The following is a 22399-nucleotide window of genomic DNA, read 5'->3' as shown; positions in this document are numbered from 1 at the left end:
TTCACCTAACCCTATGAATATGCAAAATATTTAATTTCATCAATACGACGAAGATTCAGGGGGTGGCTGGCGGCCAATTTTTATCTCGGGTAGGATCGGCGCATTCGTAAAAAATATAAAACAGAGGTTCCAGAATGGCGAACACACCGTATCCAGAGTCTTATTACGCCGCGTCGGCCAATCCGGTTCCTCCGCGCCCCGCCCTGCAGGATGACGTCGAGACGGATGTTTGCGTGATCGGTGCTGGCTACACGGGCCTGTCCTCTGCGCTGTTTTTGCTGGAGAACGGTTTCAAGGTCACGATCCTTGAGGCGGCGAAGGTGGGCTTTGGGGCTTCGGGCCGTAATGGCGGGCAGATCGTTAACAGTTATAGCCGCGACATCGATGTGATCGAGCGCAGTGTCGGTCCGCAACAGGCGCAATTGCTGGGCAACATGGCGTTTGAGGGCGGGCGGATCATTCGTGAGCGGGTGGCGAAGTATCAGATTCAGTGCGATTTGAAGGACGGCGGTGTATTCGCCGCCCTCACCGCTAAACAGATGGGCCATCTGGAGTCGCAAAAGCGTTTATGGGAGCGTTTCGGCCATACCCAGCTGGAGCTGCTGGATCAGCGGCGTATTCGCGAGGTGGTGGCTTGCGAGGAGTATGTGGGCGGCATGCTGGACATGAGCGGTGGGCATATTCATCCGCTCAACCTGGCATTGGGCGAAGCGGCGGCGGTGGAGTCCCTTGGCGGGGTGATTTATGAACAGTCGCCGGCGGTGCGTATCGAGCGTGGCGCCAGCCCGGTGGTGCACACGCCGCAGGGCAAGGTCAGGGCCAAGTTCATTATCGTGGCGGGCAATGCCTACCTGGGCAACCTGGTGCCGGAGCTGGCGGCCAAGTCGATGCCGTGCGGCACCCAGGTCATCGCCACTGAGCCGCTGGATGCTGAGCTGGCTCGCCGTCTGCTGCCGCAGGATTATTGCGTCGAAGACTGCAACTACCTGCTCGATTACTACCGCCTGACGGGCGACAAGCGCCTGATCTTCGGCGGCGGCGTGGTGTATGGCGCGAGGGATCCGGCGAATATCGAAGCAATCATCCGTCCGAAGATGCTCAAGGCATTTCCGAAGCTCAAGGATGTGAAGATCGATTACGCCTGGACCGGAAATTTCCTGCTGACGTTGTCGCGTCTTCCGCAGGTCGGGCGCCTGGGGGATAACATCTATTATTCCCAGGGCTGCAGCGGCCATGGCGTGACGTATACGCACTTGGCGGGCAAGGTCCTGGCCGAGGCGCTGCGTGGTCAGGCTGAGCGTTTTGATGCGTTTGCGGACCTGCCCCACTACCCTTTCCCTGGCGGGCAGCTGTTGCGTACACCGTTCGCGGCGATGGGGGCTTGGTACTACGGGTTGAGGGATAAGCTTGGGTTTTGAGACTCGCGGTTCATCACCCGCAGCCGGCTAACCCTGCTATCGATTCTCGCGGGTATGCCACAGGCGTAGCAGGTAAACGGTGGAATCTATTATTTCGTAACGCATCTCATAGTGGCCGATCTGAATTCGGCGCACACCCCGCGGCTCGAACTCTTCAAGGCGTTCACCGATACGCGGGTTGGTCAGCAACGTGATCGGTGCAGCGGTGAGCTGCTGCACCGTTCGTGCCGCCGCAGGCTGATTCACTGCCGCCAGAAATTCGTAAAGCCGCGATATATCAGAGAGCGCCCTGCTCGTCCACTTCAACTCCATCAGCGCGGCACCGGCAACGGAGTGTCGGTACTAAGGCTATCAGCCCAGGCTTGGACAGCTTGCTGGTCAATCACCCGACCAGCGTCAACATCAGCCAGGGCCTCATGAGTCATGCGACTACGCTCTTCTTCCTGATCTATCCAAGCCGACAGTGCCTGTTTAACGATCCAGTTTTTGGAGCGTTCCAGACGCTCCGCCATCAAATCGACTTTTTGGGCCAGTTGCTCAGGGACGTGAGCCGTGACAGATCGGGTTTTCGTGGTGGTAGCCATGTCAGGATTGCTCCAAATCGTTACGTCTTCTTGAGTTCAGGTCGCCTGATTCTACGCAACTCTTCGGCGATTCGATTTAAAGTTAATCATACTGAATAAGAACGCATCGTCAAACGTGCCGTCAGAGCTGACAAAGTGCGAATGAGGGGGGAAGAAAACCCAAACCACAAAAACAAAAAACCCCGGTCTTTCGACCAGGGTCTTTGCTATCGACTAGAAGATAGCTTTTCAGCCTTCTTCTTAGCTTCAAGGCGTTCAGTGGGCCTCGAAGCAGATATGGCGCAGCGGACGGGACTCGAACCCGCGACCCCCGGCGTGACAGGCCGGTATTCTAACCGACTGAACTACCGCTGCGTATCGCTATGGACTTGCGTCCAGTTAACTCGTCTGATCAAAACCCTTGGGTCTGGATCTCGAACCAGGCGAACCTGCTTCGGAAAATATGGCGCAGCGGACGGGACTCGAACCCGCGACCCCCGGCGTGACAGGCCGGTATTCTAACCGACTGAACTACCGCTGCGCGTCGGTGGAGGCTTTTGACAGCTTCCGTCTTGCTTTCGCAAAACTCTCGTAAAACATGGTGGGTGATGACGGGATCGAACCGCCGACATTCTGCTTGTAAGGCAGACGCTCTCCCAGCTGAGCTAATCACCCTTTGCTTCGTTGAGGCCGCGAAATTTACGCAGGTACCGAAGCTAAGTCAATAGCAGGGTTGGATTTTTTTCAAAAACAGCTTCGAGCCGCAAGCTGCAAGTCAAAAGCGCCAACACCACATAATCGCTTGCAGCTTGCAGCTCGCCACTTGCAGCTGCTCCTCACTCATAAATCATTTTCTTGGTCATGCCGCCGTCCACCACGAACTCCTGGCCCGTGACGAAACCAGCATTGCGCGACAACAGCCAAGCCACCATCGCCGCCACGTCCTCTACCGTGCCAACCCTGCCCGTCGGATGCTGGGCGTGATCGGCGTCGGTCAGTGGCTGCGCACGACGCTGGGATGGGTCGCGGGCATCGATCCAGCCAGGGCTGACGGCATTGACCCGGATCTCCGGCCCCAGGCTGATCGCCAGGGCATGGGTCAGGGCCAGCAAGCCGCCCTTGCTCGCCGCATAGGCTTCGGAGTCGGGCTCCGATTGTGCGGCACGGGTCGAGGCCAGGTTGACGATGGCGCCATTGTGGGCGCGCAGGTACGGCGCGCAATGCTTGGCCAGCAGCATCGGCCCGCCAAGGTTCACGGCCAGGACGCGATTCCAGTAAGCCAGGTCCAAGCTTTCCAGGGTGATGTTGTGCGGGTCGGCGATGGCCGCGTTGCACACCAGCGCGTCGAGCCGCCCGAACTGCCCGAGTACTTCAGCAACGCAGGTGGCGACTTGCGACTCGTCCGCGACGTCCATGGCGATGAACCAGGCGTTATCGCCCAACGTCTTCGCAACCTTGGAACCGCGCTCGCGGTCCAGGTCGGTCAGCACCACCTGCCAGCCTTCACAGATCAACCAGGCGGCAATGCCCAGGCCGATGCCCCGTGCGGCGCCCGTCACCAGGGCAACCCGGCCATGGGTGCCGCTCGGCGGCGTTGCCAGCTCGATCACAAGGCCGCCAACCCGCGGGCCAGGTCGGCTTGCAGGTCGGCTACGTCTTCCAGACCGACCGCGACGCGGATCAGGCTGTCACGAATGCCCGCCGCTTCACGCTCCTGGGGCGACAAGCGGCCGTGGGAGGTGGTGCTCGGATGGGTGATGGTGGTCTTGCTATCACCCAGGTTGGCAGTGATGGAGATCAACCGGGTGGCGTCGATAAAGCGCCAGGCGCCCTCCTTGCCTCCCTTGACCTCGAAGCTCACCACCGCACCGAAGCCGCGTTGCTGACGCGTGGCCAGGTCATGTTGCGGATGGCTCTTGAGGCCGGCGTAATGCACTTTCTCAATACCGTCCTGCTGCTCCAGCCACTCGGCCAGGGCTTGGGCGTTGGCGCAGTGCGCCTTCATGCGCAGGCCCAGGGTTTCCAGGCCCTTGAGGAAGATCCAAGCGTTGAACGGGCTGAGGGTCGGCCCGGCGGTACGCAGGAAGCCCACCACTTCTTTCATCTGTTCACCACGACCGGCCACCACACCGCCCATGCAACGACCCTGGCCGTCGATGAACTTGGTCGCCGAATGCACCACCACATCCGCGCCCATTTTCAGCGGCTGTTGCAGCGCCGGGGTGCAGAAGCAGTTATCGACCACCAGCATGGCACCCTTGGCGTGGGCGATTTCCGCCAGCGCCGCGATATCCACCAGCTCGGCCAACGGGTTGGAAGGCGATTCGACGAACAGCAGCTTGGTGTTGGCCTTGATCGCGGCATCCCAACCGGACAAGTCCGCCAGGGGTACATAATCGACTTCCACGCCAAAGCGCTTGAAGTACTTCTCGAACAGGCTGATGGTCGAGCCGAAGACGCTACGGGACACCAGCACATGGTCGCCGGCGCTGCACAGGCTCATCACCACGGCCATGATCGCCGCCATGCCGGTGGCGGTGGCCACGGCTTGCTCGGCACCCTCCAGGGCGGCGATGCGCTCTTCGAACGCCCGCACAGTCGGGTTGGTATAGCGCGAGTAAACGTTGCCCGGCACTTCGCCGGCAAACCGCGCCGCCGCATCGGCAGCGGTGCGGAACACGTAGCTGGAGGTGAAGAACATCGGATCGCCATGTTCGGCTTCCGGCGTGCGGTGCTGACCAGCGCGAACCGCCAGGGTATCGAACGCTACGCCTTCAAGGTCGCTGTCCAGCCGACCGGCATCCCAATCCTGACTCATGCTGTCACTCCTGAAATCGGTTTAAACGCAAACCGGCCCCTCAGGGCCGGTTCGTTCATCAGTTGTTGTACAGATCGATGATCGCGCTGACCGCCTGGGTCTTGGCCTTGGACGCATCGTTACGCGCGTTCTCGATCTTGTTCAGGTAGGCCTCGTCGATGTCGCCGGTAACATACTTGCCGTCGAACACCGCGCAGTCGAACTGCTCGATCTTGATCTTGCCGCCACCGACCGCTTCGATCAGGTCCGGCAGGTCCTGGTAGATCAACCAGTCGGCACCGATCAGGTCAGCCACCTCCTGGGTGGTGCGGTTATGAGCGATCAGCTCATGGGCGCTCGGCATATCGATGCCGTAGACGTTCGGGTAGCGCACGGCCGGGGCCGCGGAGCAGAAATACACGTTCTTGGCACCGGCTTCGCGGGCCATCTGGATGATCTGCTTACAGGTGGTGCCGCGCACGATGGAGTCGTCCACCAGCATCACGTTCTTGCCGCGAAATTCCAGTTCGATGGCGTTGAGCTTCTGGCGTACGGATTTTTTCCGTGCGGCCTGGCCGGGCATGATGAAGGTCCGGCCGATGTAGCGGTTCTTCACGAAGCCTTCGCGGAACTTGACGCCCAGGTGGTTCGCCAGCTCCAGGGCCGAAGTACGGCTGGTGTCCGGAATCGGGATGACCACGTCGATGTCGTGATCCGGACGCTCGCGCAGGATCTTGTCGGCCAGCTTCTCGCCCATGCGCAGGCGGGCCTTGTAGACCGAGACACCGTCGATGATCGAATCCGGACGCGCCAGGTAGACGTGTTCGAAGATGCAGGGGGTCAAGGACGGGTTGGTCGCGCACTGACGGGTGTACAGCTTGCCGTCTTCAGTGATGTAGACCGCTTCGCCCGGAGCCAGGTCGCGAATCAGGGTGAAGCCCAGTACGTCCAGGGATACGCTTTCGGAGGCGATCATGTACTCGACGCCTTCGTCGGTGTGACGCTGGCCGAACACGATCGGGCGGATGCCGTGGGGATCGCGGAAACCGACGATCCCGTAGCCGGTGATCATCGCCACCACCGCGTAGCCGCCGACGCAACGGTTATGCACGTCGGTCACGGCAGCGAACACGTCTTCTTCGGTCGGCTGCAGCTTGCCGCGCTGGGCCAGCTCATGGGCGAACACGTTGAGCATCACTTCCGAGTCGGAATTGGTGTTGACGTGGCGCAGATCCGATTCGTAGATCTCCTTGGCCAGCTGCTCGACGTTGGTCAAGTTGCCGTTGTGCGCCAGGGTGATGCCGTACGGCGAGTTGACGTAGAACGGCTGGGCTTCGGCCGACGTCGAGCTGCCCGCGGTCGGGTAGCGCACGTGGCCAATGCCCATGTGGCCGACCAGGCGCTGCATGTGACGCTGGTGGAACACGTCGCGCACCAGGCCGTTGTCCTTGCGCAGGAATAACCGGCCGTCATGGCTGGTCACGATACCGGCAGCGTCCTGGCCGCGGTGCTGGAGCACGGTTAGCGCGTCATACAGCGCCTGATTGACGTTCGACTTACCGACGATACCGACGATGCCACACATGCGACGCAACCCCTACTTAATGGATCTGAACTGAACAACACTCACTGCGGCGTTTTGGCCGTCGGCAAGAGGTGTTCCTTGAACGGTATTTCAGCGGGTACGCTGATACCGCTGGCAAGCCACTGACTGCTCCAACCCAGGATCAGGTTTTTGGACCAGTCTGCGACCAATAGAAATTGTGGCACGAGCCGGGACTCCTGCCACCACGTATCCTGCTGCACCGGCCCCAGGCTCAGGAGCCCGACGGCCACGACCACCAGCAACGCGCCACGCGCCGCGCCGAAGGCCATGCCCAGGAACCGGTCCGTCCCGGAAAGCCCGGTGACGCGAATCAGTTCGCCGATCAGATAATTGATCATTGCGCCGACCAGCAAGGTGGCGATAAACAAGATGGCACAGCCCGCGATCACGCGAGCCGATGGAGTTTCGATGTATCCGGCGAGGTACTGGGACAGCGAACCACCAAACATCCAGGCTACGACTCCCGCGATGATCCAGGTCAGCAGCGAGAGGGCTTCCTTGACGAAGCCGCGGCTCAGACTGATCAATGCGGAGATGGCGACGATCGCAACGATCGCCCAGTCAACCCAGGTAAATGGCACGGTGCAGCCTACAGACGGATAAGGCGGCGCATTTTAGCAGAGCGCAGGGCTGTCGGTAAGCTGCACGATTCAAATCAGGTAAATCGCTGTTAACCGCGCTCTGGCTGGAAGCGCACCACGAAACCCTTGAGGTTTTGCTGACGGCTGAGCAGGTCGCGCAGACGGTCGGCCTCGGCACGCTCGATCAACGGGCCGACAAACACCCGATTCTTGCCATCGACGGAGCGAATGTAGGCGTTGTAGCCTTGGCTGCGCAGGGTTTTCTGCAGGCTTTCGGCGCTTTCACGGCTGGTCAGGCTGGCCAGTTGCACCGACCAACTGATCGACAGGCCGTTGGCATCCACGCGGTTTTGCGTGGTGTCCGGCTTGGTAGTTGCGGCGGTAATCGGTTGGCTTGGGGGCGGCTTGACCGCCGGAGTGGCAGGGACTGGAGTTGGAGCGACGGGCGGCTTGCTCGGTGCGGCAGGCGTTGCGGGCGCCGGTGCAATCGGCATCGAAGGTGCCGGCTGCTCGGCCAGCTCCTCATCGCTGGGAACAGGCTCCTGGGGCAGCGCCTCCGGCTCGGGCACCGCAACAGGCTCGACCTGCACAGGCGACACGGACGGTGCCTGGGGCGCGGCCGGTGCATCGACCGTTACCTGGCGCTGTTCATCCTGACGGGAAAACAGCATCGGCAGGAAAATCACGGCCAGGGCCACCAATACCAAGGCCCCCACCATGCGCTGCTTGTACGCTTTATCCAGCAATGCCATCTGCAGCTTCCTCCGTGGCGCGCCGGGCCACCCATTGAAGGGCCTCGGCAACACAAAAAAATGATCCGAACAGCAGAACCTCGTCCTCGGACGTCGCCAGGGTACATTGACCTTCCAGCGCGGCAGCCACACTGTCGTAGGTTTGCACCGAAGCACCGCGACGCTGCAAGGCTGCCTGCAACTCAGCCGCCGGGCGCGAGCGCGGCGAATCCAGCGGCGTCACCGCCCAATGCTGGACACTAGCACTCAACGCGTCGACAACGCCATCCAGATCCTTGTCGGACAACAGCCCGAACACCGCCAGGCGCCGCCCCTCTACCGGCCGCCGTGCCAGGCGCTCGGCCAAGTACTGCGCCGCGTGCGGGTTGTGGCCGACATCCAGCAACAGGTTCAGGCGCTTGCCCTGCCAATCGACCTGCCGTTGATCGAGACGCCCGACAACGTGGGTCGCTTGCAAGGCCTCGACGATTTGTCCGGCCTCCCACGGCAAGCCCAACAACAGGTAGGCCTGCAGCGCCAGTGCAGCGTTTTCCATCGGCAGGTCCAGCAGCGGCAGATCGTGCAATTCCACCGGATTGCCCTGGGCATCACTGCCCCGCCACTGCCAGTGCTGCTCGGTCATCGCCAGATCGAAATCCCGACCGCGCAGGAGGAACGGGCAGCTCAGTTCACGGACCTTGTCCAGCAACGGTTGAGGGGGATTGAGATCGCCGCAGAGCGCAGGCGCGCCCTGGCGAAAGATGCCGGCCTTCTCGAAGGCCACGGATTCGCGGGTGTCGCCCAAGTAATCGGCATGGTCCACACCGATACTGGTGACCAGCGCGATGTCGGCATCCACCAGGTTGACCGTATCCAGTCGTCCGCCCAGACCGACTTCCAGCACCACGGCATCCAGGCCACTACGGGCGAACAGCCAGAATGCCGCCAGGGTGCCCATCTCGAAATACGTGAGGGACGTCTCGCCCCGCCCGGCTTCCACCGCGGCAAAGGCTTCGCACAACTCGGCGTCAGTGGCTTCGACACCATTGACTTGCACCCGCTCGTTGTAGCGCAGCAGGTGCGGCGAGCTGTAGACACCGACGCTCAGCCCCTGGGCCCGCAACAGCGAGGCCACGAAGGAGCAGGTCGAACCCTTGCCGTTGGTGCCGGTGACGGTGATGACCCGGGGCGCCGGCTTGACCAGTCCCATGCGGGACGCTACCGCTTGCGAGCGCTCCAGCCCCATGTCGATGGCCGATGGATGCAACTGCTCGAGGTAGGCCAGCCAGTCGCCCAGGGTACGTTGGGTCATAGACCAGCAGGCGCCGGCGGAACCACGATCGGCTCGATCGGTGCGGCGACGAATTTCGGCGTCGGCAGGCCCATCAGTTGAGCCAGCAGATTGCCCAGACGCGGACGCAGCTCCTGGCGATGAATGATCATGTCGATGGCGCCGTGCTCAAGCAGGAACTCACTGCGCTGGAAGCCTTCCGGCAGTTTTTCCCGCACGGTCTGCTCGATCACGCGCGGGCCGGCGAAACCGATCAGGGCTTTCGGCTCGCCGACGATCACATCACCCAGCATCGCCAGGCTGGCGGAAACGCCGCCGTAGACCGGGTCGGTCAGTACCGAGATGAACGGAATGCCTTCTTCACGCAGACGCGCCAGCACCGCAGAGGTCTTGGCCATTTGCATCAGGGAGATCAGCGCTTCCTGCATCCGCGCACCACCGGAAGCGGCGAAGCAGATCATTGGGCAACGATTTTCCAGGGCATGGTTGGCGGCGCGAACGAAGCGCTCACCGACGATGGCACCCATGGAACCGCCCATGAAAGAGAACTCGAAGGCCGAGACCACCACTGGCATGCCCAGCAAGGTGCCGCTTATGGACACCAGGGCGTCTTTTTCGCCGGTCTGCTTCTGGGCTGCGGTCAGGCGATCCTTGTACTTCTTGCCGTCGCGGAATTTCAGACGGTCCACGGGCTCCAGGTCGGCGCCCAGCTCAACACGGCCTTCGGCGTCCAGGAAGATGTCGATACGGGCACGCGCACCAATGCGCATGTGGTGGTTGCACTTGGGGCAAACGTCCAGGGTCTTTTCCAGCTCTGGGCGATACAGCACCGCTTCGCAGGATGGACATTTGTGCCACAGACCTTCAGGCACCGAGCTTTTCTTCACCTCGGAACGCATGATCGAAGGGATCAGTTTGTCTACCAACCAGTTGCTCATGCTTTCTTTCTCCAGTACCGGCGGCCCGAACGCTTTGGTTCGCGGCCCCGCGTATGCCCTTGAGCTAAATTCATTGTGCGGCGAGTCGAGGGGCCACCACGGTCAGTGCGAAACATGACCTGCGTGCAACCCAACCTTCCTCAGCCATCCCGACAACCGCTGCAGCGCGGCTACCACTTCGCTATCGGCCCACCCGAAGGCGGTGCCTGCCTGCTTTGTACAGTGCTGGTATGGACGGCGGCAGTCTGCCAGCCGTCACATTGACGACTGGCTGCCGCGTACAGCCGCCATGAACGCACGAATCTTTGCCGGATCCTTGATGCCCTTGCCCTGCTCCACGCCGCCGCTCACGTCCACCGCGTATGGGCGAACCTGGCGAATGGCCTCGGCCACGTTTTCCGCCGTCAAGCCACCGGCGAGGATAATCGGTTTGCCCAGGCCTTGCGGCACCAATGACCAATCGAACGCTTCGCCGGTGCCGCCGGGAACACCTTCCACGTAGGTGTCCAGCAAAATGCCGCTGGCACCGGCAAAGGCCTCGCAGCTGGCCGCAATGTCATCCCCGGCCTTGACCCGCAATGCCTTGATGTACGGGCGATGCCAGCCTTCGCAATCGGCCGGCGTCTCGTCGCCGTGAAACTGCAACAGGGCTAGTGGCACCGCATCGAGGATTTCGCCCAGCTCGCAACGGCTGGCGTTGACGAACAGGCCCACCGGGGTCACAAACGGCGGCAGGGATTGGATGATCGCCCTCGCCTGCTGCACCGTGACCGCTCGTGGGCTCTTGGCATAAAACACCAGCCCGATCGCATCGGCCCCAGCCTCGACCGCCGCCAACGCGTCCTCGACGCGGGTGATCCCGCAAATCTTGCTGCGAACGACCGGCATGTCGTTAAAACCTCAGGTAAATCCGTGAAAGTCCCGGATGGTAGCAAATGCTGCGCAGGCCGTCAGCCGTCGAGTTCCGAGAAGCCCGTGAGGAAATGTGGCCCGATATAGCGCTGCGGCAGCTCGAATTCGTCGCGGTATTCGACCTGCACCAGATACAGGCCAAACGGATGCGCCGTCACGCCACCGGAACGGCGGATACGGCTTTCGAGCACCTCCTTGATCCACTCCACCGGCCGCTCGCCGGCACCGATGGTCATCAGTACACCGGCGATGTTGCGCACCATGTGATGCAGGAACGCGCTGGCGCGGATGTCGAGCACAATCATTTTGCCGTGACGGGTCACGCGCAAGTGATGCAGTTCCTTGATCGGCGACTTGGCCTGGCACTGGCCGGCGCGGAAGGCGCTGAAATCATGGACGCCGACCAGGTATTGCGCGGCCTCGGCCATGCGTTCGACGTCCAGCGGACGGTGGTTCCAGGTGATTTCTTCGTTCAGGTGCGCCGGGCGTATCTGATCGTTGTAGATCACATAGCGATAGCGCCGGGCGATGGCCTTGAAGCGGGCGTGGAAATGTGCCGGCATCGCCTTGGCCCAGCTGACGCTGACGTCGTGAGGCAAGTTGATGTTGGCGCCCATCACCCAAGCCTTCATCGAACGCTCGACCTGGGTGTCGAAATGCACCACTTGGCCGCAGGCGTGCACACCGGCATCGGTACGGCCGGCGCAATGCAGCGACACGGGCGAATCGGCGACTTTGGACAGCGCATTTTCAAGGGTTTCCTGCACCGTCAGTACACCAGAGGCCTGACGCTGCCAGCCGCGATAACGCGAACCTTTGTATTCAACGCCCAGGGCGATCCGGAAAAAGCCGTCGGCCGCCATTTCGGCGGCCGGGTTGTCTATGTTTGCCAAGGAATTACAGCCTGCTGAGGTACGCAAAGGCGGGCATTATAAGGCGGGCGGGTTGGGATGCCAGTGCAACCGTTGATCCAGTGGTGAATGGGCTGACGCCATCGCGAGCAAGCTCGCTCCCACATTTATTTGTCAGCCCCTTGTGGGAGCGAGCTTGCTCGCGATGGGGCCCGCAAAGCCCCCTCAAATTCCCGACCCAAACAAAAACGGCAGCCTCATCGGCTGCCGCTTTTGTTCACCCGATCCTCTCAGACCAGGCGTGACAACATTTCCTGCGCTTCGCTCTTCTGCGTGGTATTGCCTTCGCTGAGGACTTCACCAAGGATGTCCCGGGCACCATCGTTGTCGCCCATGTCGATGTAGGCCTGGGCCAGATCGAGCTTGGTCGCCACTTCATCGGTGCCGCTGAGGAAGTCGAAGTCCGGCTCGTCTTCAGCGCCGACCAAGGCGTCTTCCGCGGTGAAGGTCGGCATGCTCAGGTCGTCAGACAGTCGATCCAGCTCGGCGTTGACATCATCCAGTTCGGCCTCGAAAGCATCCTTTGGCTTGTCCTGGGCGTCCATTTCATCGGCCAGGGACAGATCGAAATCCGCCGGCAGTTCGAGGTCGTCGGCTGGCGTGTCGGTCAAGGCTGGTGTGTCGGTAGCGGGCAGGTCCAAGCCTTTGAGGTCGTCATCCAGGTCCAGCAGGAAGTCTTCGTCGTCGAGGGCTGGCGCCGGGGCATCGGCCCCCAGGTCCAAATCAAACTCCGACAGGTCGTCCAGGCTTTCGTTGGCTTCGGTCTGCTGCTTGAGCACCGACTCGAAACTCAGGTCGTCGTCTTCCGGGAACGCGTCCAGCTCGGCGACAGGCTCGGGGGCCGGCGCGACGGGGGTCGCCTCCATGTCATCCAGGCTCAAGTCGAAAGCGCTGTCCAGCTCCTCATCGGTCGGCGACTTGTCTTCCAGCAGGTCCTTGACGTACTGCGCGTCCAGTTCCGCGGCCACGGCCGCAGCAGCCAGGCCTGCGGTGGCGGCGACCACCATGGCCGGGAAGCGGCTTTTGAGCTGTTCGACCTGGGCGTAGTTGTCGCCATTGGCCACCAATTGACGCTCCTGGGCGACGAAAGCGTCGCGGTCGCCCTGGTGACCGTAGACTTCCATCAGCTTGAGGCGCAAGTCGCTGCGCTGAGGCTCGGCCTTGATGCCTTGCTCAAGCAGGTCCGCCGCCTGGTTCAAGCGACCGCGGTCGATATGGGACTGGGCCTGGGGCAGCACATCGTCAGAACGCTCGGCGGCTGGCGCCACCAATGGCGCCGCGATAGGCGGCGTGACGATCACAGGAGCGACCAACGGGACCGGCTTGGGTACGGGCTTAGGCGCTGGAGGCGGTGTTGGGTCAAGTTTTACGCTTGGCGGTGGGACATCAATGCCCTCGAAGCTGCTCGGGGGCAGATCGAGCTCCGGGGAGAAGTCGGCCTCCTCCTCGAGGGCTCGGGCCATGCGCAAGTGTTTCTCGGCTTCTTGCTGGGCCTTGCGACGACGGGCAAGCAACAACAGCAGCAACAGCAGCAACAGTGCGCCGCCGCCAATCAATCCCAGCAGGATCGGGTTGGTCAGCAGGTCATTGTATTTTTGCTCGTTGGAAGCAGCGGGTGTCGGCTCGACGGGTGCAGCAGGCGGCGTCGCCTCGGAAGACGCTTCAGGCGCAGGGGTTGGAGCCGCCGCCGGGGTTTGTGCCGCTGGCGCCGGGGTCAATTCTGCGGACATCGCCGGGGGCGCTTCTCCGGCAGGCGGAACAGCACTGCCGTCGGCCTGCATCTTGGCCAGTTGATTGTTCTTCAGTTCGATCAGGCGCTGCAGCTTGTCCAGCTGGCTTTGCAGATCCGCCATGCGGCTTTTCAGTTCTTCGTTATCCCGGCGAGCCGAGTCGAGGCTTTCCTGGGTGACCGCGAGCTTGTTGCTCAGGGCCTGGGCATCCCCGGCTGCGCCTTTGCCCTTGCCACCCGCTTTCGCAGATTCGGCCGAGACCAGGCTCAAATTATCGCGACCGGCCGCCTGTGCCGGTGCACCTTCACCACGACCGCGCTTGGTCGCGTCCAACTGCTGCTGCCCATTGCGCGCCCCGCCGGAACGCCCCTGACGCCAGGCGGCATTCTGCGCAGCCACTTCGGCGATGGCCTGGGGTTGCGGCAGCGCAGTGCTTTGCACAGGGTCTGGAAGACGCAGCACCTGGCCAGTCTTGAGCAGGTTGATGTTGCCATTGATAAAGGCTTGCGGGTTCAACGCCTGGATCGCCAGCATGGTTTGCTGGACCGACCCGCCGTTGCGCACCTTGGCCGCGATTTCCCACAGGGTATCGCGCGGCGTGGTGGTGTATTGGGAAGGCTTGGTAGCCCCGGTGACCGGCGTGGACACAACCTGGCCTGGCTTCGCCCGCGCCGCATCAGCAGCCTGCGGCGAGAATTTGGACGGATCAAGCAACACGCTGTAGTCGCGCAGCAGACGGCCATTGGGCCACATCACCTGCACGAGGAATTTGACCATCGGCTCAGACAGCGGCTGGCTGGAGGTCACTCGCAGCACGCTTTTGCCATTGGCGTTGATCACCGGGGTAAAAGTCAGGTCATTGAGAAAGGCCTGGCGGTCGATCCCTGCCTTGGCGAAGTCGTCGGGCGAGGCCAGGCTCGGTACCACTTCGGCGGCGGTCAGTTGCTGGACATCGAGCAGCTCGATTTCGGCGACCAGAGGCTGGTTCGGCGGCGACTTCAGGGTCAATTCCCCGAGCCCGAGCGCTTGCGCCATACCGGAGGACAGCGCCGAGGCGGCCGCTATTGCTAACACCAGTTTGCGAACTTGAACCATAGCCTCTTCCTTTGTTTGAACATTCCTCGGCCAGCGAGAAGGTGTTGATGCCGCTGCCGTAAGGCATTGCGCGCAGCCCCGAAGCGACGGTGCGCGCGATCGTTTCACTCATGCCCCGGGGCAAGCCCCCCGCAGGGATGTTCGCCTTCAACGCTCTGACCAAGCATAGCGCCCAGCTAGAATCATTCGACAAATTGTTGCCAAGTATCTTTTACAGCAGGTCTTTTATCAACAACTCCGCCACCTGCACTGCATTGAGCGCCGCGCCCTTGCGCACGTTATCTGACGTCAGCCACATATTTAGTTCCGCCGGATCGTCGATACCGCCGCGCACACGACCGATGTAAACCACATCCTGCCCCACCGCATCGCCCACCGGCGTCGGGTAATCCCCCGCCTCCACCAGCTCGATACCGGGTGCCGCTTCCAAGGCAGCGTTGACTTTCGCCAGGTCGATGGCGCGGGCAGACTGCACCGTCACGCTAAAGCTATCGCCGAAAAACACCGGGGCTTGAATGCAAGTAACGGAAATCTTTAATAAAGGTTGATTCAGCACCTGGCGCAACTCGCCGACCAGGCGCTTTTCCAGTTGCGTATGACCCTGCTCGTCCGGGGTCCCCACCTGGGCCAGCAGGTTGAAGGCCATCTGCCGGTCAAAGAACTTCGGCTCCACCGGGCGGGCGTTGAGCAGTTCGGCGGTCTGACGCGCCAATTCACTCACGGCAACGCGGCCTTGGGCTGAGACGGCGAGGCTGGCGGTCACGCTGACGCGTTGCAAATCCAGGTCGTCGCGCAGCGGTGCCAGGGCAACCGCCAGTATGGTAGCCGACGAGCTCGGGCTGCTGACCTGAAAGGGCTTGCCCAGGCCGACCAGCACCTGGGCGTTGGCTTCGGGCACGATCTGCGGCGCCTGTTCCGGCGGCAGGGCACCGGACAGATCGATCAGCGCGCAACCGGCAGCCGTGGCGCGCGGGGCGAAACTCAGGGTCACCGCCGGACCGGCGGCGAAGAACGCCAGCTGCACTTTGCTGAAGTCGAACTCATCGACCTCACGCACCCGCACGTTTTTCCCGCGAAACATCACCGAACTGCCTGCCGATTCGCTGCTGGCCAGCAAATGCAAGTTGCCAACCGGGAAGTCCCGCTCTTCGAGAATCTGGACAAGGGTTTCGCCGACAGTACCGGTGGCGCCGATCACGGCAATATCAAAGGACTGGCTCATGGGTCTACCTCGGGTAAAACGTGGGGAGCGGCACTTTACCGGGTGGTGGGTATGCAGGCAATTGGCTGGGGGACTTGCAGCGCCTGGATTGGCCCCATCGCGAGCAAGCTCGCTCCCACATGGGATCTTCAATGACCGCAAAACCTGTGGGAACGAGCTTGCTCGCGATGAGGCCAGCCCTGACACACAACTGTCGCCCAATAAAAAACCCGTACCTCTCACAAGGCACGGGCTCTTTCACAACAGCAATCGATCAACGCTCGAGCAGGATCCGCAACATGCGACGCAGCGGTTCGGCCGCGCCCCACAGCAGTTGGTCGCCGACGGTGAAGGCACCGACGAATTGCGAGCCCATGTTCAGTTTGCGCAAACGCCCCACCGGTACGTTCAGGGTGCCGGTGACCTTGGTCGGGCTCAGCTCCTGCATACTGATGTCGCGGTTGTTCGGCACCAGCTTGACCCAAGGGTTGTGCTGGCTGATCAACCCTTCGATGTCTGCAATTGGCACATCTTTGTTCAGCTTGATGGTCAGCGCCTGGCTGTGGCAGCGCATGGCGCCGATACGCACGCAGATGCCGTCCACCGGGATCGGGCTCTTGAAGCGCCCGAGGATCTTGTTGGTTTCGGCCTGGGCCTTCCACTCTTCACGGCTCTGGCCGTTGGGCAGCTCTTTGTCGATCCACGGGATCAGGCTGCCGGCCAGCGGCACACCGAAGTTTTCGGTCGGGTACGCATCGCTGCGCATCGCCTCGGCGACCTTGCGGTCGATGTCCAGGATGGCGCTGGCCGGGTTGGCCAGGTCATCGGCGACAGCAGCGTGGGTCGCGCCCATCTGCTTGATCAGCTCGCGCATGTTCTGCGCGCCGGCACCGGAAGCCGCCTGATAGGTCATGGCGCTCATCCACTCCACCAGACCGGCTTCGAACAGACCGCCCAAGCCCATCAGCATCAGGCTGACGGTGCAGTTGCCGCCGATGTAGTTCTTGGTGCCCGCGTCCAGTTGCTGGTCGATAACCTTGCGGTTCACCGGGTCGAGGACGATCACCGCGTCATCCTGCATGCGCAGGCTGGAAGCGGCGTCAATCCAGTAACCCTGCCAGCCGGCTTCACGCAGCTTGGGGAAGACTTCGCTGGTGTAGTCGCCGCCCTGGCAAGTCAGGATCACGTCGAGGGTCTTGAGCTCGTCAATGCTGTAGGCATCCTTGAGCGCGCCGGTGTCCTTGCCCACGGACGGGCCTTGGCCACCCACGTTGGACGTGGTGAAAAACACCGGCTCAATGAGATCGAAATCCTGCTCTTCCAGCATTCGCTGCATGAGCACGGAACCGACCATGCCGCGCCAACCGATCAGACCTACACGTTTCATCGCAACTACACCTATACAAAAGTGGGCCACCGTCGAAGCGGTGGGCCGCAAAGATTACAGATTCCGCAGCGCGGCGACTACTGCATCGCCCATTTGCTGCGTACCGACTTTGGTACAACCGGCCGACCAGATGTCGCCCGTGCGCAGACCTTGATCCAGCACCACGCTGACCGCCTTCTCGATCGCCTCGGCGGCGTCGTGGAGGTTGAAGCTGTAACGCAACATCATCGACACCGACAGGATGGTTGCCAACGGGTTGGCAATGCCCTGCCCGGCAATGTCCGGCGCCGAGCCGTGGCACGGCTCGTACATACCTTTATTGTTGGCATCCAGGGAGGCCGACGGCAGCATGCCGATGGAGCCGGTGAGCATCGATGCTTCGTCGGACAGGATGTCGCCGAACATATTGTCGGTGACGATCACATCGAACTGCTTCGGCGCGCGCACCAGTTGCATGGCGGCGTTATCGACGTACATGTGGCTCAGTTCGATGTCCGGGTAATCCTTGGCCACCTGCTCGACCACTTCGCGCCACAGTTGGCTGGACGCCAATACGTTGGCCTTGTCCACCGAGCACAGCTTCTTGCCGCGCACGCGAGCCATGTCGAAACCGACCCGGGCGATACGGCGGATTTCGCTTTCGCTGTACGGCAGGGTGTCGTAGGCCTGACGCTCGCCATTATCCAACTCACGGGTGCCCCGTGGGGCGCCGAAGTAGATACCGCCGGTCAGCTCACGGACGATGAGGATGTCCAGGCCCGAAACGATTTCCGGCTTCAGGCTCGAGGCGTCGGCCAGTTGCGGGTAGAGGATCGCCGGACGCAGGTTGCCGAACAGGCCCAATTGCGCGCGGATCTTCAGCAAGCCGCGTTCGGGGCGAATGTCGCGTTCGATCTTGTCCCATTTCGGGCCGCCCACGGCGCCCAGCAGCACGGCATCGGCTGCGCGGGCTCGGTCCAGGGTTTCATCGGCCAGGGGCACGCCGTGCTTGTCGATGGCCGCGCCGCCGATCACGTCGTGGCTGAGCTCAAAGCCCAGGCCGTACTTGTCGTTGGCCAGTTCCAGGACCTTGACCGCTTCGGCCATGATTTCCGGGCCAATGCCGTCGCCTGGGAGAATCAGAATCTGCTTGCTCATGTTTTCCTCGTTTGCTTTGTCGGCACACGCCTCTGGGCCTGGCCGGGAAAAATGCTATCGCTCGGCCCACAGCACCAGTACATCTGTACTGAACGAACCATCGGCCTCAATCTCAAAATATTCACGCACTTCATTGCCCATCGAGCGCTGCAGTTCGAGGATCGCCGCCCGCATCACCTCGGGGGTGCGCATGCGCTCGACCCAGGAGCGGTATTCCAGGCGCAGGCGCTGACGCGAAGTGCTGCGGGTGTGCAACCCCGCTTCGCTGACCTGGCGCAACCATTCACCGGCCGAATAATCGCGTACATGGCTGGTGTCACGCAGCACTTCGACGCTTTGCAGGTACGTGTCCAGCAAGGGCGCGCCAGGGGACAGGACATCAATGAACGCCACCACCCCGCCCGGCTTTAGCACGCGGCGCACTTCCCGCAATGCCAGGCCCAGGTCGCTCCAATGATGCGCCGAGTAACGGCTGAACACGAAGTCGAACTCATCGTCGGCAAACGGCAGGCGCTCGGCGGCGCCGTGCACCGTGGTGATGTTGTCCAGGCCCCGCTCGGCCGCTGCTGCGGTCACAACATCCAACATCTGTTGGGACAGATCGTAGGCCACCACTTCACCGGCCAGTGGCGCGACCTGGAAACTCACGTGACCGGCGCCACACCCCAGGTCCAGCACCCGGGCATTGCCATGCCCTGCCAGCTCCGCCTGCAGCAGCGCGAACTCGGTGCCCTGGGCGTGCACGGCACTGCTCAGATAGGCCGAGGCCTGTTCACCGAATTGCTTTTGTACGACCTGACTGTGGGCGGTGCTGGTCATGGGATGTCCTTGAAGTTTGTATCGCCTGAGCGGTCCCCATCGCGAGCAAGCTCGCTCCCACAGGGGATTTGTGGTGTTCACAAAACACCTGTGGGAGCGAGCTTGCTCGCGATGAGGCCGGTACTGCCTACCTCAATCTCAAATCAATCAAGCATCGCGAAACAACCAAGGCTGGCTCGCCCGGTGCTTGGCTTCGAACGTGGCAATCGCCTCACCGTCCTGCAAGGTCAAGCCGATGTCGTCCAGGCCGTTGAGCAGGCAATGCTTGCGAAACGCGTCGATCTCGAAATTCAGCACCTTGCCGTCGGGACGGGTCACGGTCTGGGCCGCCAGGTCGATCTGCAACTGATAGCCGGGGTTCGCTTCGACCTGCTGGAACAGCTCGTCCACTTCAGCGTCGCTGAGGATGATCGGCAGCAAACCGTTCTTGAAGCTGTTGTTGAAGAAGATGTCGGCGTAGCTCGGCGCGATGATGCTGCGAAAACCGTACTCTTCCAACGCCCATGGCGCGTGTTCGCGGCTCGAACCGCAGCCGAAGTTCTCCCGCGCCAGCAACACGCTGGCGCCTTGGTAACGCTCGGCGTTGAGCACGAAATCCTTGTTCAACGGGCGCTTGGAGTTGTCCTGGTACGGCTGGCCGACATCGAGGTAGCGCCACTCGTCAAACAGGTTCGGGCCGAAGCCGGTGCGTTTGATGGATTTCAAGAACTGCTTGGGAATGATCTGGTCGGTGTCGACGTTGGCACGATCCAAAGGCGCGACAAGACCAGTGTGCTGGGTAAAAGCTTTCATGCTGCGCTCCTTCAGATCAATTCGCGGACGTCGACGAAACGACCGTTGACAGCCGCCGCCGCGGCCATGGCTGGGCTCACCAGGTGCGTACGGCCACCGGCGCCCTGACGGCCTTCGAAGTTACGGTTGGAGGTGGAGGCGCAATGCTCGCCCGACTCCAAGCGGTCCGGGTTCATCGCCAGGCACATCGAGCACCCCGGCTCGCGCCATTCGAAACCGGCCTCGAGGAAAATCTTGTCCAGCCCTTCCGCTTCAGCCTGGGCCTTCACCAGGCCCGAACCCGGCACCACGATGGCCTGCTTGATGGTCGAGGCGACCTTGCGGCCCTTGGCGATCACCGCCGCAGCGCGCAAGTCTTCGATCCGCGAGTTGGTGCAGGAGCCGATGAATACGCGGTCGAGTTGAATGTCGGTGATCGCCTGGTTGGCGCTCAAGCCCATGTACTTCAAGGCGCGGACAATAGAGTCGCGCTTGACCAGGTCCATTTCCTTGGCTGGATCCGGCACGTTCTGGTCCACCGCCAAGACCATTTCCGGAGAAGTGCCCCAGCTGACTTGCGGCTTGATCTGGGTCGCGTCGAGTTCGATCACCGTGTCGAACTTGGCGTCGGCGTCCGACACCAAGTCTTTCCAGGCTTCGACCGCCATGTCCCATTCGGCGCCTTTCGGGGCGAACGGACGGCCCTTGACGTACTCAACGGTTTTTTCATCGGCGGCCACCAACCCGACACGGGCACCGGCTTCGATGGACATGTTGCAGATGGTCATGCGGCCTTCGACGGACAAATCGCGAATCGCACTGCCAGCAAACTCGATGGCATGGCCGTTACCGCCGGCAGTGCCGATCTTGCCGATGACAGCCAGGACGATGTCCTTGGCGGTCACGCCGAACGGCAACTTGCCCTCGACGCGCACCAGCATGTTTTTCATTTTCTTGGCGACCAGGCACTGGGTGGCGAGCACATGCTCGACCTCGGAGGTGCCGATACCATGGGCCAAGGCGCCGAAAGCGCCGTGGGTCGAGGTGTGGGAGTCACCGCAGACCACGGTCATGCCCGGCAAGGTCGCGCCTTGCTCAGGGCCAATGACGTGGACGATGCCCTGGCGCACATCGTTCATCTTGAATTCGACGATGCCGTATTCGTCACAGTTATCGTCGAGGGTCTGGACCTGCAGGCGCGAGACCTCGTCGGCAATGGCTTCGATGCCACCCTTGCGCTCCGGTGTGGTCGGTACGTTGTGGTCCGGGGTCGCGATGTTGGCATCGATGCGCCACGGCTTGCGCCCGGCCAGGCGCAGGCCTTCGAAGGCTTGCGGCGAAGTCACCTCGTGGATGATGTGACGATCGATGTAGATCAGCGCCGAGCCATCGTCGCGCTGCTTGACCAAATGCGAATCCCAGAGCTTGTCGTAGAGCGTTTTGCCGGCCATCAGACGGTTTCCTCATCAGCTTGTTTCTATGCCCCGGGCCCTGAGCGAATCAATAACCCCTTGGCTTGTGAGGCTGATCCTATGGGGTTACATTAAATAACTCAAATTCATATTTTTCATACTTTGCATAACCAACTGGAATCCGACCGGAAGCGCCATGGACCTCGCCAATCTCAATGCCTTTATTGCCATCGCCGAGACCGGCAGTTTCTCCGGCGCTGGCGAACGCCTGCACCTGACCCAGCCGGCCATCAGCAAGCGCATTGCGGGCCTGGAGCAACAACTCAAGGTGCGCCTGTTCGATCGCCTGGGCCGTGAAGTGAGCCTGACCGAGGCCGGCCGGGCCCTGCTGCCACGGGCCTACCAAATCCTCAACGTGTTGGACGACACCCGCCGCGCCCTGACCAACCTGACCGGCGAAGTGACCGGCCGCCTGACGCTCGCCACCAGTCACCATATCGGCCTGCACCGCCTGCCGCCTTTATTAAGGGAGTTCACCCGGCGCTACCCACAGGTGGCGCTGGATATTCAGTTCCTGGATTCGGAAGTGGCCTACGAGGAAATCCTCCACGGGCGGGCAGAGCTGGCCGTCATCACCCTCGCCCCCGAGCCTCACACGCTGGTGCGCGCCACGCCAGTGTGGGACGACCCGCTGGACTTCGTGGTGGCCCCGGAACATGCGCTGCTGGACAACGGCGCGGTCAGCCTGGCAGACATTGCCTTACATCCAGCGGTGTTCCCGGGCGGCAACACCTTTACCCACCACATCGTCCGACGCTTGTTCGAGGCCCAGGGCCTGACGCCCAACATCGCGATGAGCACGAATTATCTGGAAACCATAAAAATGATGGTTTCCATCGGCCTGGCCTGGAGCGTCCTGCCGCGCACCATGCTCGATGAACAAGTGGCACGCATTCCTTTGCCGGGCATACAGCTCAGTCGCCAGCTAGGCTATATCCTGCACACCGAACGGACGCTGTCGAATGCTGCACGGGCTTTCATGGCCTTACTGGACGCACAAATCGATCTGCCAGGGACAAAGGCATAGGTTGTGCTACTC

20 protein-coding genes and 3 tRNA genes are annotated in these 22399 nt (G+C 61.8%); 2 read left to right on the top strand and 21 right to left on the bottom strand.

The window, feature by feature from the left end; genetic code table 11:
- The first annotated feature begins 134 nt into the window (after nt 1-134).
- Nucleotides 135-1418: an NAD(P)/FAD-dependent oxidoreductase gene (locus QNH97_RS09915; protein ID WP_283556643.1), complete on the top strand. Its 1284-nt coding sequence runs from the start codon at nt 135-137 to the stop codon at nt 1416-1418.
- Nucleotides 1419-1454: 36 nt separating this feature from the next.
- Here QNH97_RS09915 and QNH97_RS09910 read toward each other — a convergent pair whose 3' ends face one another.
- The 21 genes from QNH97_RS09910 to leuC all read right to left on the bottom strand — a co-directional run bounded on the left by QNH97_RS09910 (nt 1455) and on the right by leuC (nt 21339).
- A complete protein-coding gene (locus QNH97_RS09910) occupies nt 1455-1730 on the bottom strand; it encodes a type II toxin-antitoxin system RelE/ParE family toxin (RefSeq protein WP_283556642.1) in 276 nt (91 codons plus the stop codon).
- Nucleotides 1730-2002 (bottom strand): CopG family ribbon-helix-helix protein, encoded by a 273-nt coding sequence (locus tag QNH97_RS09905; RefSeq protein WP_003179778.1) that lies wholly within the window; start codon nt 2000-2002, stop codon nt 1730-1732. The genes QNH97_RS09910 and QNH97_RS09905 overlap by 1 nt, the downstream gene beginning before the upstream one ends.
- A gap of 277 nt (nt 2003-2279) precedes the next feature.
- Nucleotides 2280-2356 (bottom strand) — tRNA-Asp (locus tag QNH97_RS09900).
- 89 nt (nt 2357-2445) lie between these two features.
- Nucleotides 2446-2522, bottom strand: a tRNA-Asp gene (locus QNH97_RS09895).
- A 58-nt stretch (nt 2523-2580) separates the two neighbouring features.
- Nucleotides 2581-2656 (bottom strand) — tRNA-Val (locus QNH97_RS09890).
- Nucleotides 2657-2817: 161 nt separating this feature from the next.
- Nucleotides 2818-3591, bottom strand: a complete 774-nt coding sequence (locus tag QNH97_RS09885; protein ID WP_283556641.1) for an SDR family oxidoreductase — start codon at nt 3589-3591, stop codon at nt 2818-2820.
- A complete protein-coding gene (locus QNH97_RS09880) occupies nt 3588-4799 on the bottom strand; it encodes an O-succinylhomoserine sulfhydrylase (protein ID WP_025212829.1) in 1212 nt (403 codons plus the stop codon). The genes QNH97_RS09885 and QNH97_RS09880 overlap by 4 nt, the downstream gene beginning before the upstream one ends.
- A 58-nt stretch (nt 4800-4857) precedes the next feature.
- Entirely contained in the window at nt 4858-6363 is a 1506-nt protein-coding gene (gene purF, locus QNH97_RS09875; protein WP_025212828.1) for an amidophosphoribosyltransferase, read from the bottom strand.
- Between the two features lie 41 nt (nt 6364-6404).
- On the bottom strand, nt 6405-6965 hold the full coding sequence (locus QNH97_RS09870; RefSeq protein ID WP_030142022.1) for a CvpA family protein: 561 nt from the start codon (nt 6963-6965) through the stop codon (nt 6405-6407).
- 89 nt (nt 6966-7054) lie between these two features.
- Nucleotides 7055-7717, bottom strand: coding sequence for an SPOR domain-containing protein (locus QNH97_RS09865; RefSeq protein ID WP_283556640.1), 663 nt, complete (start codon nt 7715-7717; stop codon nt 7055-7057).
- Nucleotides 7701-9008 carry a bifunctional tetrahydrofolate synthase/dihydrofolate synthase gene (gene folC, locus QNH97_RS09860; protein ID WP_283556639.1) on the bottom strand — a complete coding sequence of 436 codons (1308 nt, stop codon included), beginning with the start codon at nt 9006-9008 and terminating at the stop codon, nt 7701-7703. The genes QNH97_RS09865 and folC overlap by 17 nt, the downstream gene beginning before the upstream one ends.
- Nucleotides 9005-9925, bottom strand: a complete 921-nt coding sequence (accD, locus tag QNH97_RS09855; protein ID WP_283556638.1) for an acetyl-CoA carboxylase, carboxyltransferase subunit beta — start codon at nt 9923-9925, stop codon at nt 9005-9007. Before accD ends, folC begins: the two co-directional genes overlap by 4 nt.
- Nucleotides 9926-10180: 255 nt before the next feature.
- Nucleotides 10181-10813 (bottom strand): phosphoribosylanthranilate isomerase, encoded by a 633-nt coding sequence (locus tag QNH97_RS09850; RefSeq protein ID WP_283556637.1) that lies wholly within the window; start codon nt 10811-10813, stop codon nt 10181-10183.
- A 62-nt stretch (nt 10814-10875) separates the two neighbouring features.
- Nucleotides 10876-11700 (bottom strand): tRNA pseudouridine(38-40) synthase TruA, encoded by an 825-nt coding sequence (gene truA / locus QNH97_RS09845; RefSeq protein WP_283557454.1) that lies wholly within the window; start codon nt 11698-11700, stop codon nt 10876-10878.
- 278 nt (nt 11701-11978) lie between these two features.
- Nucleotides 11979-14573, bottom strand: coding sequence for a FimV/HubP family polar landmark protein (locus tag QNH97_RS09840; RefSeq protein ID WP_283556636.1), 2595 nt, complete (start codon nt 14571-14573; stop codon nt 11979-11981).
- Nucleotides 14574-14784: 211 nt separating this feature from the next.
- Entirely contained in the window at nt 14785-15795 is a 1011-nt protein-coding gene (locus tag QNH97_RS09835; protein WP_283556635.1) for an aspartate-semialdehyde dehydrogenase, read from the bottom strand.
- Nucleotides 15796-16048: 253 nt separating this feature from the next.
- Nucleotides 16049-17161, bottom strand: a complete 1113-nt coding sequence (gene asd / locus QNH97_RS09830; protein ID WP_025212819.1) for an aspartate-semialdehyde dehydrogenase — start codon at nt 17159-17161, stop codon at nt 16049-16051.
- 54 nt (nt 17162-17215) lie between these two features.
- Entirely contained in the window at nt 17216-18298 is a 1083-nt protein-coding gene (gene leuB, locus QNH97_RS09825; RefSeq protein ID WP_283556634.1) for a 3-isopropylmalate dehydrogenase, read from the bottom strand.
- A gap of 54 nt (nt 18299-18352) precedes the next feature.
- Nucleotides 18353-19117 carry a class I SAM-dependent methyltransferase gene (locus tag QNH97_RS09820; protein ID WP_283556633.1) on the bottom strand — a complete coding sequence of 255 codons (765 nt, stop codon included), beginning with the start codon at nt 19115-19117 and terminating at the stop codon, nt 18353-18355.
- 147 nt (nt 19118-19264) lie between these two features.
- Nucleotides 19265-19909 carry a 3-isopropylmalate dehydratase small subunit gene (gene leuD, locus QNH97_RS09815; protein ID WP_186657457.1) on the bottom strand — a complete coding sequence of 215 codons (645 nt, stop codon included), beginning with the start codon at nt 19907-19909 and terminating at the stop codon, nt 19265-19267.
- An 11-nt stretch (nt 19910-19920) separates the two neighbouring features.
- A complete protein-coding gene (gene leuC / locus QNH97_RS09810) occupies nt 19921-21339 on the bottom strand; it encodes a 3-isopropylmalate dehydratase large subunit (protein WP_283556632.1) in 1419 nt (472 codons plus the stop codon).
- 157 nt (nt 21340-21496) lie between these two features.
- On the opposite strand from leuC, the gene QNH97_RS09805 reads away from it, so the two are divergent.
- A complete protein-coding gene (locus QNH97_RS09805) occupies nt 21497-22387 on the top strand; it encodes a LysR family transcriptional regulator (protein ID WP_283556631.1) in 891 nt (296 codons plus the stop codon).
- The last annotated feature ends 12 nt before the right edge of the window (nt 22388-22399 follow it).

It is taken from the genome of Pseudomonas sp. G2-4 (genome assembly GCF_030064125.1).
Lineage (GTDB): Bacteria > Pseudomonadota > Gammaproteobacteria > Pseudomonadales > Pseudomonadaceae > Aquipseudomonas.
The sequence above is the reverse complement of the archived record's forward strand: the minus strand, read 5'-3'. Positions and strand labels throughout refer to the sequence as shown.